Here is a 13480-nt window from a genome sequence, read left to right on the forward strand (position 1 = left end):
GATCAGGGTGCGGCGCTCGCGGCCACCGACGGAGCAGGCACGGCGGCGGCCTGGGCAGGCGCATTGGCCGAGACCAGCCGGCGGCGCAGGTCGGCCAGCACGGCCTTGACCCGGCGTGCGTTCTCCGGCCCGATGCGCAGCATCATCTTCTGGCCACTGGACAGCGCCTGCAGGTGCGGATCGGCGAATTCGTAGCGCACCCAGGGCCGGGTGGACGGCACGTCGCCCTGCACGCGGGTGAGCTGCAGGCGCAGGGGCCCGCGCGGCTCGGGCGTTTCCTGCAGGTGACCCAGCACGGCCACGAGCCGGTCGTTGAAGTAGCCCTTGGGATAGCCCAGGTCCACATAGGTCTGCTGGAACAACGGGTAGAGCTGCCGGTAGAGGGCCACCGCGCGGTCGCGCGGTACCGCTTCCACGAGGGCGACCAGGGCCTGGTAGCGCGCGGCATTGGCCGCAGCGATGGTGGCGTGCAGCGGCGCGCCGTTCTCGTCCACCGCACTGCCGGGCTCCGCCTGCACCGCCAGGTGCTGCGGCGCGGGCTGCACGGGCCACAGGCGCGACGGCGCCTGGGTCCGGGGCAGGTTGTCCACGGTGACCACGATGCGCCGCACGATGTCGTCCAGATGCAGCAGGGCGGCGATGCGATCGCTCCCCAGCCATTCGCCCAGCGCCTGTGCGATGAAGGCGTCGGAGTCCTTCGGCGCGGGCGGCGGCGGCGCCTGCGCGGAGTCCACGGGGTGCTGCGGCCCGGAGGCCACGGGCTCCGGCACGGATGCCGGCGCCTCGGCCACGGGGGGCTCGGGCGCCCGGGTGGCCGGTGGAGGCTCCGCCATGCGGGAGGACGGCGGAATCCACCCGAACCACCAGGCGGCACCCGCCAGCGCGGCGGCACCGGCCACGCCCGCCAGTACCCAGCCCACGGGCGATGCGCGGCGCGGCAAAGAGGACGGCGGGCGGAAATCCTGGGGATCGGAATCGGGCATGCGGATGTCTTTCGCGAACGGAAACGCGGCGCGCGCCGCGGCGGAATGCAGGGCCTGCGAAAGCAGCCCCGCCACCGCCCATTGTGGAGCCGCGCCGCGAGCGGCGCGGTAAGCGCATGTGACCGGATGCGCAGGCAGCCGCCACCCCGGCGGCGTCAGCGCGCGAGCGCCTCGGCCTCACCGAGGGCGGCCAGCCAGTCCATCGCCTCGCGCAGCTCGCCGGGGCGGATCTCGTGCATGCCGGGGTATTCCCGGTAGGTCAGGGCCAGCGGCAGGCCGCGCGCATGGTCGCGAAGGGCGCGGGCGCTCGCCAGCGGGATCACGTTGTCCTGCTCGCCATGGCTCACCCACAGCGCACGGCCCCGCAGCGCGGCAGGTTCCACCGCATGGGGCAGCACCTGGGGCAGCAGCCGGCTGTGCCAGACCATGGCGGCCTGCAGCAGTTCCGGCCGGGTGAGCAGCAGGGACAACGCCATGATGCCGCCCTGGCTGAACCCGCCCACCACCACGCGCTCCGGCGGCACGCCGAGCTGCGCGGCGGCGCTTTCCACGGTGCGCGCCAGCAGGCTGCGGCTGGCGATCTCCTGGGCCTCATGGATGGTGCGGCTGCCATCGGGCTCCACCGAGAATTCGAACCAGGTGTTCGCCCCCGGCCCCATGGCGTAGGGCGCACGCAGGCTCAGCACGTGGAAGTGCCCGGGCACGGCGGGCACGAGCGAGAAAAGGTCTTTTTCATGGCTGCCCACGCCGTGCATGAGCACCAGCAGCCAGGGCTGCGCCGTATCCGGCGCGGCACGGCGGCCGAGAAAGGCGAGCGGCAAATCCAGCAGGGGGGGCGGCGCGAAGGAAGTGGACTGGGTCATCGGGACTTGGAGCGGCTGGCCGTCCCGGAGTTTCACGCGGCCGCGGCGCCGGGCCCGAGGGCGAAGGCGTCCATGGCCAGCGAGCCATGCATCACCTCCCGGCTCAGGTAGGCCGGCGCGCGGTGTTCGCCGGCCGCGCCGAGCGCGAAGAACAGCGGCAGGAAATGGTCGTCGCCGGGATGCGCGCGCACGGCGTGCGGGGCCCGGCTGCGGTACTCCAGCAGTTCCTCCACGTCGCCTCGCTGCAGCGCGCTTTCCACCCACCGGGAGAACTCGGCCACATAGGGCTGCGCACCGCGCGCGCCGCCGAAGAACTCGGAGAGGTTGTGCGTCATGCTGCCGGAGCCCATCACCAGGACGCCCTGCGCGCGCAGGCCGCGCAGCGCCGTACCCAGGTCATACACCTCGCGCGGGCCCGCACCGGCGGGCAGCGCGACCTGCACCACCGACAGATCGGCATCTGGAAAGAGGTGCATCAGCGGCACCCAGGCGCCATGGTCGAAGGGCCGCTGCGCGTCACCCTGGGCGTCGAAGCCGGCGGCCTGCAGTAGCGAGAGGACTTCCCCGGCCAGGCCGGGGGCGCCGGATGCCGGATAGCGCAGCGCATAGAGCGGCTCCGGGAAGCCTCCGAAATCATGCCAGGTGGCCGGCTGCGCGCCGGTCATGACGCGCACGCCGCGGGCCATCCAGTGCGGCGACATCACCACCACCCCGCGCAGCGCGGGAAAGCGCCGGCGCAACCCGTCCGCCCAGGCACGCAGCGCCGGGCCGGTCTCCCCTGCTTCCAGGGCGAACATGGGCGAGCCGTGGGAAACGAACAGCGCGGGCACTTCGCGCCCCGGCGCAGTGACGGGCACAGGGGAAGAAGAAGGCGTGGCGGAGAGCGGTGCGGTCGAAGACATGGCGGCCCGGTCGGCGTGGCAGGACAACGGAAGATGGCGCGGGACAGTGCCCTGTCCGAATGTATGCGCGCGCAGCCACGAACCCAAGGCCCGCGCGGCAAACACATCGTTGCAGCTGTCGCACCAATCCGGGCAGGAAGGCAGCCCGGCCGGGACAAGGCTCAGCCCGTGTCCCGCACCCGGCCCCGCAGCGCCTTGGTGCCGGAGCGCTCGCGCTTGTCCTGCAGGCGGCGCTGCCGCTCGCCGTAGGAAGGCTGGGTGGCCCGACGCACGCGCGGCGGCCGGGCGGCACGGGCCACGAGGGCGTCGAGCCGCTGCAGCGCATCCAGCCGGTTGGCCTCCTGCGTGCGGAACTGCTGCGCCTTGATGACCACCACGCCTGCCTGCGTGATGCGGGCATCGGGCAGGGCCAGCAGCCGGGCCTTGACGTCCTCGGGCAGCGACGAGGCCGCGATGTCGAAGCGCAGTTGCACGGCGCTCGACACCTTGTTCACGTTCTGGCCGCCCGGACCCTGGGCCCGCATGGCGGTGAAGACGATCTCGCGCTCGTCCACCCGCAGGGGCGCGCGGCCGGCCGCAGGGGGCATACGGGGCGTACCGTCCGCCATGGCGTCAGGCGCCCCGGGCAGCCGCGGCACCGGCGTGCAGCGCGGCGCGCAGCGCTTCCTCGAAGGGCCCCGGCCGCTCGAACTGCACCCAGTGCCCGGCGTCCGGCACCAGGGCCAGCCCCCGGAAATCCGGCGCGGCCATGCGGTAGGCGCCTTCCAGCGCTGCGATCCACTCGCGGTAGAGCGTGTCGCGCGCGCCATAGATGGCATGCACCGGGCAGCGCACGGACGGCAGCGCACGGGCCAGCGCGTCGGTATGGGCCAGGCGCCGGCGCGGCATGCGGTCGCGCACGACATTGGCCCGGTGCAGGTCCAGCGCGAGCCCGTCGATCAGCGACGTATCGTGCAGCATCAGCTCGGCCAGGTTGTGGCGGTGCGCGGCCTCCTGCGCCGCCGGGGACGCCAGGTGGCGCCAGCCCTTGAGCGTGATCTGGCGCTCAGGAACCACGCCCATGGCGGGCGCGCCCACCAGCACCAGCTGGCGGGCCAGCGACGGCTCGGCCGCGAGCAGCAGCCCGGCCGTGAGCCCCCCGAACGAGAAACCCACCAGGTCGCAGCGCGCATCGCCCCACAGCGCGCGCATGCCCTGCGCGAGCGGGGCCACCAGCGCATCGGCGTCGGCACCTCCGGGTGGCACGGCCGAATCGCCGAAGCCCGGAAGGTCAGGCACCCAGACCGTGCGTCCCCAGGAGCGCAGCGTATCGATGTTGCGCACCCAGTGCGTCCAGCTGCCGCTGCCGCCGTGCAGCAGCACCAGCGGCGGCGCTGCAGGCTCCGGGTGGCCGGCGGCCTGCCAGACGTGCCAGACGATGGCGCCGTCGCCGCAGGGTGTGGTGCGGATGTAGGCCTGCGCGGCGAGCGTGGCCGCCTCGGCGGGCATGGGAGGTACCGGCGAGGCAGCAGCCATCACCAGCCGGCCACCGCGTCGATCGCCAGGGCATAGCCCGGCACCCCGAAGCCGCACATCACGGCGCGTGCCGCGCCGGCGATATGGGAATGGTGACGGAAGCTCTCCCGCGCATGCACGTTGCTGATGTGCAGTTCGACCAGCGGCACCCCCGTACCCTTCACTGCGTCGAGCAGCGCCACGCTGGTATGGGTGTAGGCCGCCGCGTTCAGCACCACGCCGGCCAGCTGGCCCGCGGCATGCAGGCGGCCGGCCTCGTGGATCCAGTCCACCAGGTCGCCTTCGTGGTTGCTCTGGCGGAACTGCAGCGCCAGCCCGTGGCGGGCGCAGGCGGTTTCGCAGAGCTGCTGCACGTCGGCGAGGGTCTGCGAGCCATAGACGGCAGGCTCGCGGGTGCCCAGCAGGTTCAGGTTGGGGCCGTTGAGAACGAAAACGGAACGGGGCGTGGTCACGGGGGCTTCACTCCTGGGACGGGCACCGGCGCCCTGCCGACTCTCCGGCACGGCCCGCCGCGCGCATCCGTCGTCCTTCATTATCCATGCCGCAAAAAAGAAGGGCCCCCTTGCGGGGGCCCAAGTGGGCGGCCGTGGCGAACGGGCCGCCCGGGAGGATGCGCAGGCCGGGCTCAGCGCCAGTAGCCGCCGCGGTGCCAGTGGGGGGGCCGGCTGTAATAGCCGTACCCGCCATACACCACCGGAGGGGGCGGCGCGTAATACACCGGGCGCGGTGGCGGCACGTAGGCCACGGGCGGCGGGGCGTAGTACACGGGCGCCGGGGGCGAGTAATACACGGGCGGGGGGGCCACGTAGGTCACGGGCGGGCTGTAGATGACGCCCGGGCCGGCGCCCACGCCCACCGAGACGCCGGGGGAATTGACACCGATGGACCAGAACACGTCGCGCGCCTGCGCGGCACCCGAGGCGGCCAGCAGGGCCAGCCCCACGCCGGCCGCGGCGGCGATGGCTGCGAAGGAACGGTTTTTGGTCATGGAAGTTCTCCTTGGGAAATGGCCCGGCGCCGCCGGGAAGGCGGGGGACCGGCCCCGTGCGCTCTATAACGCGCCAGATGCCCCGCAGGATGGCACAAATGCCGAACAATCTTGTTTCCGGACGTAGCGGCGTTTGTTGCAGGGGGTTACCGGCAGGGGCAGCGCCCTAGAATGCGTCCATGAGTTCGCACGCCCCCTCCCCCGCGACGGCCGAGTCCGCCAAACCGAGCAATTTCCTGCGCCAGATCATCGAATCCGACCTTGCCCAGGGCACCTACGCCCAGGCCCGCTGGGCCGGCACGCCGGGCGACGCCGCCCACCACGCCTGCGGCCAGCCCGACCCCGCGAAGATCCGCACCCGCTTCCCGCCCGAGCCCAACGGCTACCTGCACGTGGGCCACGCCAAGAGCATCTGCCTGAACTTCGGGCTGGCGCGCGACTATGGCGGAGTGTGCCACCTGCGCTTCGACGACACCAACCCCGAGAAGGAAGACCAGGAATACGTCGATGGCATCATCGACGCCGTGCACTGGCTGGGCTTCGACTGGGCGCAGATCGGCCAGGCCCCCGGCACCGCCGCGCCCTACCAGGCCAGCGACTATTTCGACTTCATGTACCGCGCGGCCGAGTACCTGATCGAGACCGGCCACGCCTACGTGGACGAGCAGAGCCCGGAGGAGATGCGCGCCAACCGCGGCGACTTCGGCAAACCCGGCGTGGACAGCCCCTTCCGCGCCCGCACGCCCGCCGAGAACCTCGCACGCTTCCGGGAAATGCGCGACGGCAAGCTGCCCGACGGCGCCGCCGTGCTGCGCGCGAAGATCGACATGGCCTCGCCCAACATCAACCTGCGCGATCCGGCCATCTACCGCATCAAGCACGCCGAGCACCACCACACTGGCAACAAGTGGTGCATCTACCCGATGTACACCTTCGCGCACCCCATCGAGGACGCGCTGGAGCGCATCACCCACAGCATCTGCACGCTGGAGTTCGAAGACCAGCGGCCCTTCTACGACTGGCTGCTGGACCGCCTGGCCGAAGGCGGCCTGATCGCCACGCCCCAGCCGCGCCAGTACGAGTTCGCGCGCCTGAACCTCACCTACGTGGTGACCAGCAAGCGCAAGCTCAAGCATCTTGTGGACAACGGCATCGTGAGCGGCTGGGACGACCCCCGCATGCCCACCATCGTCGGCCTCCGGCGCCGCGGCTACACGCCCGAGGCCCTGCAGCTGTTCTGCGAGCGCATCGGCGTGACCAGGGACTATTCCTGGATCGACTACGCCACGCTGGAAGGCTGCCTGCGCGAGGACCTGGAGAACCAGGCCCACCGCGGCATGGCCGTGCTGGACCCGGTGAGGCTCGAACTCACCAACTGGGACGAGCTCTTCGGCGCCGGTCACCTCGAGCCCTGCCAGTTGCCCGCCCTGCCCCATCCGCCCGAAGGCACGGAAGCGCCCGTGCGCCACTTCACGCTCGGCAGGGACGTCTGGATCGAGCGCGAGGACTTCGAGGAAACCCCGCCCAAGGGCTACAAGCGCCTCTTCCCGGGCAACAGGGTCCGGCTGAAGGGCGGCTACGTCATCGAATGCACGGGCTGCGAGAAGGATGCCGAAGGCAAAGTGACCAAGGTGCTCGCGACCGTGGTGCCCGACACCAAAAGCGGCACGCCCGGGGCCGACAGCGTGAAGGTGAAGGCCGCCATCACCTGGGTGGGCGTGGCCGACGGCGTGCCCGCCGAGGTGCGCCTGTACGACCGCCTGTTCACCGACGCCCAGCCCGACGCGGGCGGCAAGGACTTCCTGGCGCTGCTCAACCCGGACAGCCTGAAGGTGGTGACCGCCTATGTCGAGCCCTCGCTGGCCGGGGCGCAGCCGGACGACAAGTTCCAGTTCGAGCGGTTCGGGTACTTCGTGGCGGACCGGGAGGACCATGCGCCGGGCAAGCCGGTGTTCAACCGGGCGACCGGCCTGAAGGACAGCTGGGGCAAGTAGCCCCGGCGATACCCGCGGAACGCAGGCGCCCCGCCATGCTGCCCGACCTCACGCACTTCCTGCTCCACCGGGCCATCACGGCGTTCGCGCTGTGGGTGGCCGGTCATGTGTTCAAGGGACTGCGTTTCACGATCCAAACGGGGCCGGCGGCAGGGCCGTTCTGGCTGTAGCGCGGCCGGGGCGTTTCCGCCCCCCATACCGGGGCCGCCCCGGGTGGCCCATGGTTTCCCTGCTGCGAGATGGCCGCCGTGCGCATCCACATGGCACGCGGATTCACTGTGCAGCCGGGCGCGCCCATCGTCTTCCTGCCCGACGACATCCACAGCACCGCCGCAGCGGGCACCGAGCCCGCGCTGCATTTCCACCTGCATGGCCAGCCGCTGGAGACGCTCACGGGCCGCGTCGCGATCGACCGTTCGCCGGGACGCCCCCAGGCGAGGTTTCAGAGAAGATCGCTCTGACCGGGGGAACCATTCCTCCTGCGAAGACGCAGGATCTGGACCGTGAGACCCACCACAAGAGAAGCGAGCAGCGCTATGTGTACGCCCCGAAGCAACGGCGATTGAAGGCTCGACACGACGGGATCACCGGGCGGAAAACGCCTCAGCGTTTCGGTCGCGGTAGGAACCATCAGCAGGAAGACCGTCAGCGTGAGAGCGATCGTCCCGATATAGATCGAAGCTCGCTTCAAAGCACGGACATGTCCGACGCCATACCCGATCGCCAGGAAGAAGAGCGTCAGCGCGCCGACAGCATATCCGGCCGCCTGCCGAGTCACCAGAAACACCGTGCTGGCGCCGATCAGCATGCAGACCAGGTAGAGCAAGCCGGGACGTGACCGGGGCACGATCCTCCCGCTGCGCGCAAACATGTAGACGGCCGCGGGTATCGCGGGCAGGCTGCCCAGCGTGTGCAGCCAACCGAGGGGTGAGATTCCGGACATGGGGTTTCCTGTAGTGGGTGAACTGAGAGCTTCGGCGCGAGCCGACCGCACGACTGCGGCGCGGGATCAGGCCTGGGAAGGCTTTCCAAGGCGTTGAAGCAGCGGGCCGACGATCGTGTCGAACACGGCTGGATCTCCGTAGGCGCGTGCTGAAAACATGGCCCCGTGGACCGTGGCCATGAAGGCTTCGGCCTCGGCGGCGGCAGTCCCCGTCAAATGCACAGACTTCTGCCGCATGCCGGCTCGCAGGACCTGCACCAGCCAAGCCGACAGGGCATTGAAGTGCGCACGGACCTCCAGCGCCACAGTCCCGGGAAGGATGGGCATCTGGCTTGCGAGCAATGCGCAGATGCACAAAGGCGCACTGCCGTCCAGGATGCATCTTTGCCAATAGTCCACATAGGCGCGAAGCTGCGCCAGGGCGTCCGGCACGCTCGCGCTCAAAGCTGCCATGCCAGCCGCAGCTTCCTCGCGGTACCGCCTGACCAGCACCTGCACCAGCTCAGCCTTGCTCGGAAAGTGATGATGGATGCTGGCATTGCGAATCCCGACCACCTTGGCGATGTCGGCGTAGCTGAAGCTGTCATAGCCGCCAGCCACGATCAGCGTCCTCGCGGCTGCGAGGATCTCGGCAGCAGTGTCTGAAGTACCCATGGCGCCAATTCTACCTACTAGTAGATAGTCACGTCAACGCAGACTTGCTGACAGATGCAGATCCGGTGATCAATGGATCGCAGGCCTCGGAGCAACCCGAACGGCAGATCTCGAGGCTGCGACGGAGAACCGGCAATCATCCCGGTCCCGCGAGCGGCGCGCGATCGATCACAGAACGCACGAGGGTTGGCAGCGCCCACCCTCATCCTGTTCCCGGGGACTGCCCTACGACAGGGACAAGAGCTTCAAGCCCATCCACAAGGCGGTGGTGAATCCGCAGATCCTCGTGGTGCATCCGGGCACCAGCATCGCCAGCCTGGCCGACTACGTGGCGCGGGCCCGGGCCACGCCCGGACGCTACGATGCACCGATCTTCTTTCCATTGCAGCGACGGGGCCCGCGTTGTCGCGGGCACCTTGACCCGCCTGCGGACCGGGCATGCCGCGCCAGTCGATGGAAAGCGGCCTTCCCTACCTGCAGCGGCTGAACCAATCATCATGAGAGACAGAAACAGATCGATAATCAAATCATCATTTTGCTTGATGGTTTATTTAATTTTCTCCATGGCATTCTCTCTGGAAGCAAATTCCAAAGAGGAATCACAAGCCATTCATCGACCGAACCAACGCAAGGCCGTCAAAGAACTCACTCAAAACAGATGGACACTGAAACAGCTGCCAGACTGGATGAAGAGCGATGACTTCAGCCCGGAGAAAAATATCGAACTGGCATTCGAGGAGCCGGACATATTATTCGTGGTCAACTCATGCAATGGTATCAGCTTCAACTTCATTCCCAAGAAAAACAATCGGATCCGATTTCGCATTACAGGAGTCACGCTGATAGCTTGCAAACCAGAAATCATGAACCTGGAAGGCAACATAATTCATTTCATTTCACAGGTTGACAGCTACAAGATCATTCGCGGCACCAATACCGAACTGATCCTGAAGAACAAACAAGGCGAAGAATTGCGATTCGAGCCCCAAACAATCAAATAAATCCGCGACGCGATTCATGGAGCATCGCCTCTGCTGGCGATGAACGCTGTCACAATACGCAGCCGAGCGCACTCTCGACAGACCGGCGATTGCCCGCAGCCTCCATGCGGAAGGCCGCGCTTCCACGCAATTTTTCCAATTCACCACCATGCATTTTTCCGAGCGCCTGAAGCAACTCCCCTCCGTCGCCCACCTTTCCGCCCTGCATCTGCTGGCACCCGGCGGCGAGACCGTCGCCACGCTGGAGAACAAGCCTGGCCAGGCCGGCTCGCTGGCCGTGTACCACGCGCTGGGCCAGCTGTACGGCGTCCGCATCACGCCCGCCGCGGCCACGCTGGGACTGGAGTGGTATGCGGAGCACACGGCGGATGCCCAGGCGCATCCCGGCAAGCATCCCAACATCGACCGGCTGGTGGAGTGGGCGAAGGGCGACGTGGCCTATGGGGTGCGGCTGGTGCCCGCGGCTTCATCCTGACGAAGCGGCCGGGGCAGCTGCCCTGCCCTCACTGTGTTTCCGAGGCGAGGCCGCTCGCTCTAGCTGATGGCTTCGTCAGACAAACCTCTGTGGCATGAAAATGAATGCCGTGGCGATGTTGGAAGCGATCAACAGCCAGACTGCGGTTGCGAGCACGGAAAAACGCCAAGCGGATGCACGCCGCACCAAAACCGACCTACGGAAGAAACAACCCACCACCGGAAACATCGCTGCGCTGGCCACCAGCCACACCAGAGCGAAGCTCCCGAACCGTGCAAACCCGGTCTGCAGGCGCATGCCTGTCAGCATGGCTCCCAGATAAACCAATATGATCCAAGCGGCAGCCTCGACCCACCACAGACGGGGCGCTCCGGCCCAAGTGGGATTTCCATGGGGTAGCAGTCGCAGGCAAATGAAACCAAGGCAAACCAAGGCGGCCAGGAAAACCGTCGCACTCGCGACAGTCGACAACTCCTGCCATGCACCGATACCGAGATAGAAAAACGGCATCATCGCCAAGCCGAGCATGACGGAAGCCAAGCCGAGTGAACCCCAACGGGCGCAAGAATGTTGTTGCATCATTTCATACTGCAGGCGCTTCGTAGCTTCTGGTCAATACCACCCGGGTGACCAGCGGAGGGTAAGCGAATTGGTGCTGGAGTTGCCACCAAGCCGTGATACCGACACTTTGAGCGAAAGAAAAACCACCATCGGATTGAGCGCCATATTCTCTCAAGTCATCATCATCCAGGCCAAAAACGTCGTACAAGACAAACTTCAATGTTATTTGGTACTGCCCTCTCTCACGATCATACCCGTAGGCAGTGGCTATCACATAGACATGCTGGACGCCGTTGATCATCAGACCGAGGCCGTTGCCATAGTCCTGGGTTGCGAAAAATTGGCTACCGGCATTAAATGCAGGCACACCCAGGTCCATCGGCACCTGCAGGTTCCTGATGTTCCAATCAGCATCCTTGAGTGCCTGGTGAATACGAATCCTGCCAGGGGTCTTATAGGGGGATTGGGAGCGGACAGCGCTGCACTGCAAAAATACTCCATGTTGGTATGACTGGAGACCAGCCCCGTCAAACGTGGATCTTCAAAATACTCAACGCCCTTCCGATTTTCTCTGAGAAATTCGAAAAATAATGTTCGCGCCACTCCGGTGGTATCTGCCCTGGCAAAAATTCCCAGCAATTTTCCATCTTGGGTTTCAGCACGTCTACCGTGTCCCCGACACTCTGCCGCTGCGGCGCCGACGCTCTACAGCCATAGGTAATATCCTATCCATATCGAGGAGCGGGAACGGAAGGCAGATGCACGCCGTCGGCAAATGGATGAATGGGGGATAGATATCTATCTCTGGCAACCGCAACGACTATGGGTTCATTTATTTCGCTGATGAATTTCATTTGCAACAAATGTGCTAGAGATGTGCACATCCTTCACAAATATTATTTCCCAGCTTTCAACCAGTCCATCAAGCATCAAAGTATGATTATAAAAAATTCAATGAATTAATTCATAAAATTTATTTATAAATCGATCTCGATCACAAAATTTCGAAAAACCCGGCCATTTATAATATTTTGTCAAGGGAATGAAACAAAATTTTTCATTCAAAAATCCAGAATTCGGCAGAAAACGTACAAAACTGTAAACCCCTTGCATGGGAAACTCACGTGCCCCCTATATTTCCGCCCCCTACGTCCTTCTGGAAACGCGCCGCCCGCCTTGCCGGCCTCCTGGCCCTGGCCGCCGGGCTGAGCGCCTGCTCCGGTGTCGGTACTCTGAATGCCCTCGCGCCGCGCAGCGCCGCCGCGGTGGACACCGGCGTGGCCTACGGCACCCTGCCCCGCCAGCGGCTGGATGTGTACCGTCCCTCGGTGGCCGCCCCGGCCGGCGGCTGGCCGGTGGTGGTGTTCTTCTATGGCGGCACCTGGAACAGCGGGGAACGGGGCGATTACCTGTTTCTGGGCCAGGCGCTGGCGTCGCGCGGGGTGCTGGCGCTGGTGGCGGACTACCGGCTGTATCCGGAGGTGCGGTATCCGGATTTCGTCGCCGACAGCGCGCTGGCGGTGGCCTATGGGCTCGAGCATGCGGCGCGGCTCGGCGGCAATCCGCGCCGGGTGTTCGCGATGGGGCACAGCGCAGGCGCATACAACGCGGCGATGGTGGCGCTGGATCCGCGCTGGCTGGCAGCCACGGGGCATGCGCCGCGCGAGCTGGCGGGCTGGATCGGGCTGGCGGGGCCGTACGACTTCTTTCCCACGGACAACCCGGAGGCGCAGCCGGTGTTCTTCCACCCGAACTACCCCGCACGCGCCCAACCCATCGAGTTCGCGCACCCGGCCGTGCCCGCGCAGGTGCCCCGGGCCTTCCTGGGCGCGCCGGAGAAGGACCGGCTGGTGAGCCCGCAGCGCAGCACGCTGCAGCTGGCGCAGGCACTGCAGGCGGCCGGCGTGCCCGTGGTGCTGCAGCTCTATCCGCGCGCCAGCCATACGACGCTGGTGGGCGCGTTCGCATGGCCGCTGCGCTGGGTGGCGCCGGTACTGGACGACGTGGCCGGGTTCATCGCCTCGGCCCCGCCCGCGGCGCCGGCACCGAATATGCGGGAAGCCCCGCTTGAAGGCGCTTCGGCGGGCAGCTAAGTTGGCGGCTTTCCCCGTTCCGCGCACCCTGCGCAAGGAGAGACGCATGCCTGCTTCCACCCCCGCCGGTACCGGCACCGTGACCCTGCACCGCGTGCTGCGCGCGCCGGCCGAGCGGATCTATCGCGCGTTCCTGGACCCGGACGCGATGGTGAAGTGGCTGCCGCCGCACGGCTTCACCGGCCGGGTGCTGGAGATGGATGCCCGCGTGGGCGGACGCTACCGCATGCAGTTCACGCACTGGGGCAACGGGCAGGTGCATGCATTCGGCGGCGAGTACCTGGAGCTGGTGCCGGGCGAGCGCATCGTGCACACCGACCGCTTCGATGCGGCGCAACTGCCTGGCGAGATGCGCACCACGGTCGAGCTCCGTGCCGTGTCGGTGGGCACGGAGCTGCGCGTGGTGAAGGCATTCCCGCGATGATTCCCACCGAGGCCTGCTATCTCGGGTGGCAGGAGTCGCTGCAGTTGCTGGCGCTGCTGGTGGAGCCGGAGATTCCTGGCTGAT

17 protein-coding genes and 1 pseudogene are annotated in these 13480 nt (G+C 67.0%); 7 read left to right on the forward strand and 11 right to left on the reverse strand.

Features of this window, described 5'->3' with window-relative positions:
* Nucleotides 1-2: 2 nt before the first annotated feature.
* The 7 genes from BLR99_RS08135 to BLR99_RS08165 form a co-directional block, all read right to left on the reverse strand.
* On the reverse strand, nucleotides 3-983 hold the full coding sequence (locus BLR99_RS08135; protein WP_011795420.1) for a DUF3014 domain-containing protein: 981 nt from the start codon (nucleotides 981-983) through the stop codon (nucleotides 3-5).
* A gap of 155 nt (nucleotides 984-1138) precedes the next feature.
* Entirely contained in the window at nucleotides 1139-1846 is a 708-nt protein-coding gene (locus BLR99_RS08140) for an alpha/beta hydrolase (protein WP_011795419.1), read from the reverse strand.
* A gap of 32 nt (nucleotides 1847-1878) precedes the next feature.
* On the reverse strand, nucleotides 1879-2748 hold the full coding sequence (locus tag BLR99_RS08145; protein WP_011795418.1) for a DODA-type extradiol aromatic ring-opening family dioxygenase: 870 nt from the start codon (nucleotides 2746-2748) through the stop codon (nucleotides 1879-1881).
* A 161-nt stretch (nucleotides 2749-2909) separates the two neighbouring features.
* Complete coding sequence (gene arfB / locus BLR99_RS08150; RefSeq protein ID WP_011795417.1) at nucleotides 2910-3356, reverse strand: alternative ribosome rescue aminoacyl-tRNA hydrolase ArfB; 447 nt, start codon at nucleotides 3354-3356, stop codon at nucleotides 2910-2912.
* A gap of 4 nt (nucleotides 3357-3360) precedes the next feature.
* Entirely contained in the window at nucleotides 3361-4236 is an 876-nt protein-coding gene (locus BLR99_RS08155; RefSeq protein ID WP_085947469.1) for an alpha/beta fold hydrolase, read from the reverse strand.
* 26 nt (nucleotides 4237-4262) lie between these two features.
* Nucleotides 4263-4715, reverse strand: coding sequence for a type II 3-dehydroquinate dehydratase (aroQ, locus tag BLR99_RS08160; protein ID WP_017438345.1), 453 nt, complete (start codon nucleotides 4713-4715; stop codon nucleotides 4263-4265).
* 173 nt (nucleotides 4716-4888) lie between these two features.
* Nucleotides 4889-5251, reverse strand: coding sequence for a hypothetical protein (locus BLR99_RS08165; RefSeq protein ID WP_011795414.1), 363 nt, complete (start codon nucleotides 5249-5251; stop codon nucleotides 4889-4891).
* Between the two features lie 179 nt (nucleotides 5252-5430).
* Between BLR99_RS08165 and BLR99_RS08170 the strand changes: the two genes are divergently transcribed.
* From BLR99_RS08170 to BLR99_RS08175, 3 genes are all read left to right on the forward strand, one after another.
* Nucleotides 5431-7245: a glutamine--tRNA ligase/YqeY domain fusion protein gene (locus tag BLR99_RS08170; protein ID WP_011795413.1), complete on the forward strand. Its 1815-nt coding sequence runs from the start codon at nucleotides 5431-5433 to the stop codon at nucleotides 7243-7245.
* A gap of 35 nt (nucleotides 7246-7280) precedes the next feature.
* Nucleotides 7281-7415: a hypothetical protein gene (locus BLR99_RS23660; RefSeq protein WP_017438346.1), complete on the forward strand. Its 135-nt coding sequence runs from the start codon at nucleotides 7281-7283 to the stop codon at nucleotides 7413-7415.
* Between the two features lie 90 nt (nucleotides 7416-7505).
* A complete protein-coding gene (locus BLR99_RS08175) occupies nucleotides 7506-7706 on the forward strand; it encodes a hypothetical protein (protein ID WP_377703176.1) in 201 nt (66 codons plus the stop codon).
* Here the strand turns inward: BLR99_RS08175 and BLR99_RS08180 are convergent.
* Both BLR99_RS08180 and BLR99_RS08185 read right to left on the reverse strand, forming a co-directional pair.
* Nucleotides 7688-8188, reverse strand: coding sequence for a hypothetical protein (locus BLR99_RS08180; RefSeq protein WP_011795412.1), 501 nt, complete (start codon nucleotides 8186-8188; stop codon nucleotides 7688-7690). The two genes, BLR99_RS08175 and BLR99_RS08180, sit on opposite strands and share 19 nt — an antisense overlap.
* A gap of 66 nt (nucleotides 8189-8254) precedes the next feature.
* A complete protein-coding gene (locus BLR99_RS08185) occupies nucleotides 8255-8842 on the reverse strand; it encodes a TetR/AcrR family transcriptional regulator (protein WP_017438348.1) in 588 nt (195 codons plus the stop codon).
* A gap of 362 nt (nucleotides 8843-9204) precedes the next feature.
* On the opposite strand from BLR99_RS08185, the gene BLR99_RS08195 reads away from it, so the two are divergent.
* Together BLR99_RS08195 and BLR99_RS08200 are read left to right on the forward strand one after the other, a co-directional pair.
* Nucleotides 9205-9843, forward strand: coding sequence for an META domain-containing protein (locus BLR99_RS08195; RefSeq protein WP_082081938.1), 639 nt, complete (start codon nucleotides 9205-9207; stop codon nucleotides 9841-9843).
* 148 nt (nucleotides 9844-9991) lie between these two features.
* Nucleotides 9992-10318: a DUF2322 family protein gene (locus BLR99_RS08200; RefSeq protein WP_017438350.1), complete on the forward strand. Its 327-nt coding sequence runs from the start codon at nucleotides 9992-9994 to the stop codon at nucleotides 10316-10318.
* Nucleotides 10319-10393: 75 nt separating this feature from the next.
* On the opposite strand, the gene BLR99_RS08205 is transcribed toward BLR99_RS08200, so the two are convergent.
* Entirely contained in the window at nucleotides 10394-10900 is a 507-nt protein-coding gene (locus BLR99_RS08205; protein ID WP_048857384.1) for a hypothetical protein, read from the reverse strand.
* A gap of 1 nt (nucleotide 10901) precedes the next feature.
* On the reverse strand, nucleotides 10902-11258 hold the full coding sequence (locus BLR99_RS08210; protein ID WP_017438352.1) for a hypothetical protein: 357 nt from the start codon (nucleotides 11256-11258) through the stop codon (nucleotides 10902-10904).
* A gap of 745 nt (nucleotides 11259-12003) precedes the next feature.
* On the opposite strand from BLR99_RS08210, the gene BLR99_RS08215 reads away from it, so the two are divergent.
* Together BLR99_RS08215 and BLR99_RS08220 are read left to right on the forward strand one after the other, a co-directional pair.
* On the forward strand, nucleotides 12004-12972 hold the full coding sequence (locus BLR99_RS08215; RefSeq protein WP_063366160.1) for an alpha/beta hydrolase: 969 nt from the start codon (nucleotides 12004-12006) through the stop codon (nucleotides 12970-12972).
* 46 nt (nucleotides 12973-13018) lie between these two features.
* Nucleotides 13019-13479: pseudogene (locus tag BLR99_RS08220) on the forward strand (SRPBCC family protein).
* Nucleotide 13480 lies beyond the last annotated feature (1 nt).

The organism is Paracidovorax citrulli, assembly GCF_900100305.1.
Classification (GTDB): domain Bacteria; phylum Pseudomonadota; class Gammaproteobacteria; order Burkholderiales; family Burkholderiaceae_C; genus Paracidovorax; species Paracidovorax citrulli.

Coding starts and splice junctions, on each gene's coding strand:
- BLR99_RS23660 (WP_017438346.1), top strand. CDS start 7,281: ATGCTGCCCGACCTCACGCACTTCCTGCTCCACCGGGCCATCACGGCG.
- BLR99_RS08205 (WP_048857384.1), bottom strand. CDS start 10,900: ATGATGCAACAACATTCTTGCGCCCGTTGGGGTTCACTCGGCTTGGCT.
- BLR99_RS08145 (WP_011795418.1), bottom strand. CDS start 2,748: ATGTCTTCGACCGCACCGCTCTCCGCCACGCCTTCTTCTTCCCCTGTG.
- BLR99_RS08155 (WP_085947469.1), bottom strand. CDS start 4,236: ATGCCCGCCGAGGCGGCCACGCTCGCCGCGCAGGCCTACATCCGCACC.
- BLR99_RS08165 (WP_011795414.1), bottom strand. CDS start 5,251: ATGACCAAAAACCGTTCCTTCGCAGCCATCGCCGCCGCGGCCGGCGTG.
- BLR99_RS08200 (WP_017438350.1), top strand. CDS start 9,992: ATGCATTTTTCCGAGCGCCTGAAGCAACTCCCCTCCGTCGCCCACCTT.
- BLR99_RS08175 (WP_377703176.1), top strand. CDS start 7,506: ATGGCACGCGGATTCACTGTGCAGCCGGGCGCGCCCATCGTCTTCCTG.
- BLR99_RS08195 (WP_082081938.1), top strand. CDS start 9,205: ATGCACCGATCTTCTTTCCATTGCAGCGACGGGGCCCGCGTTGTCGCG.
- BLR99_RS08210 (WP_017438352.1), bottom strand. CDS start 11,258: ATGGACCTGGGTGTGCCTGCATTTAATGCCGGTAGCCAATTTTTCGCA.
- BLR99_RS08180 (WP_011795412.1), bottom strand. CDS start 8,188: ATGTCCGGAATCTCACCCCTCGGTTGGCTGCACACGCTGGGCAGCCTG.
- arfB (WP_011795417.1), bottom strand. CDS start 3,356: ATGGCGGACGGTACGCCCCGTATGCCCCCTGCGGCCGGCCGCGCGCCC.
- BLR99_RS08170 (WP_011795413.1), top strand. CDS start 5,431: ATGAGTTCGCACGCCCCCTCCCCCGCGACGGCCGAGTCCGCCAAACCG.
- BLR99_RS08135 (WP_011795420.1), bottom strand. CDS start 983: ATGCCCGATTCCGATCCCCAGGATTTCCGCCCGCCGTCCTCTTTGCCG.
- BLR99_RS08140 (WP_011795419.1), bottom strand. CDS start 1,846: ATGACCCAGTCCACTTCCTTCGCGCCGCCCCCCCTGCTGGATTTGCCG.
- BLR99_RS08185 (WP_017438348.1), bottom strand. CDS start 8,842: ATGGGTACTTCAGACACTGCTGCCGAGATCCTCGCAGCCGCGAGGACG.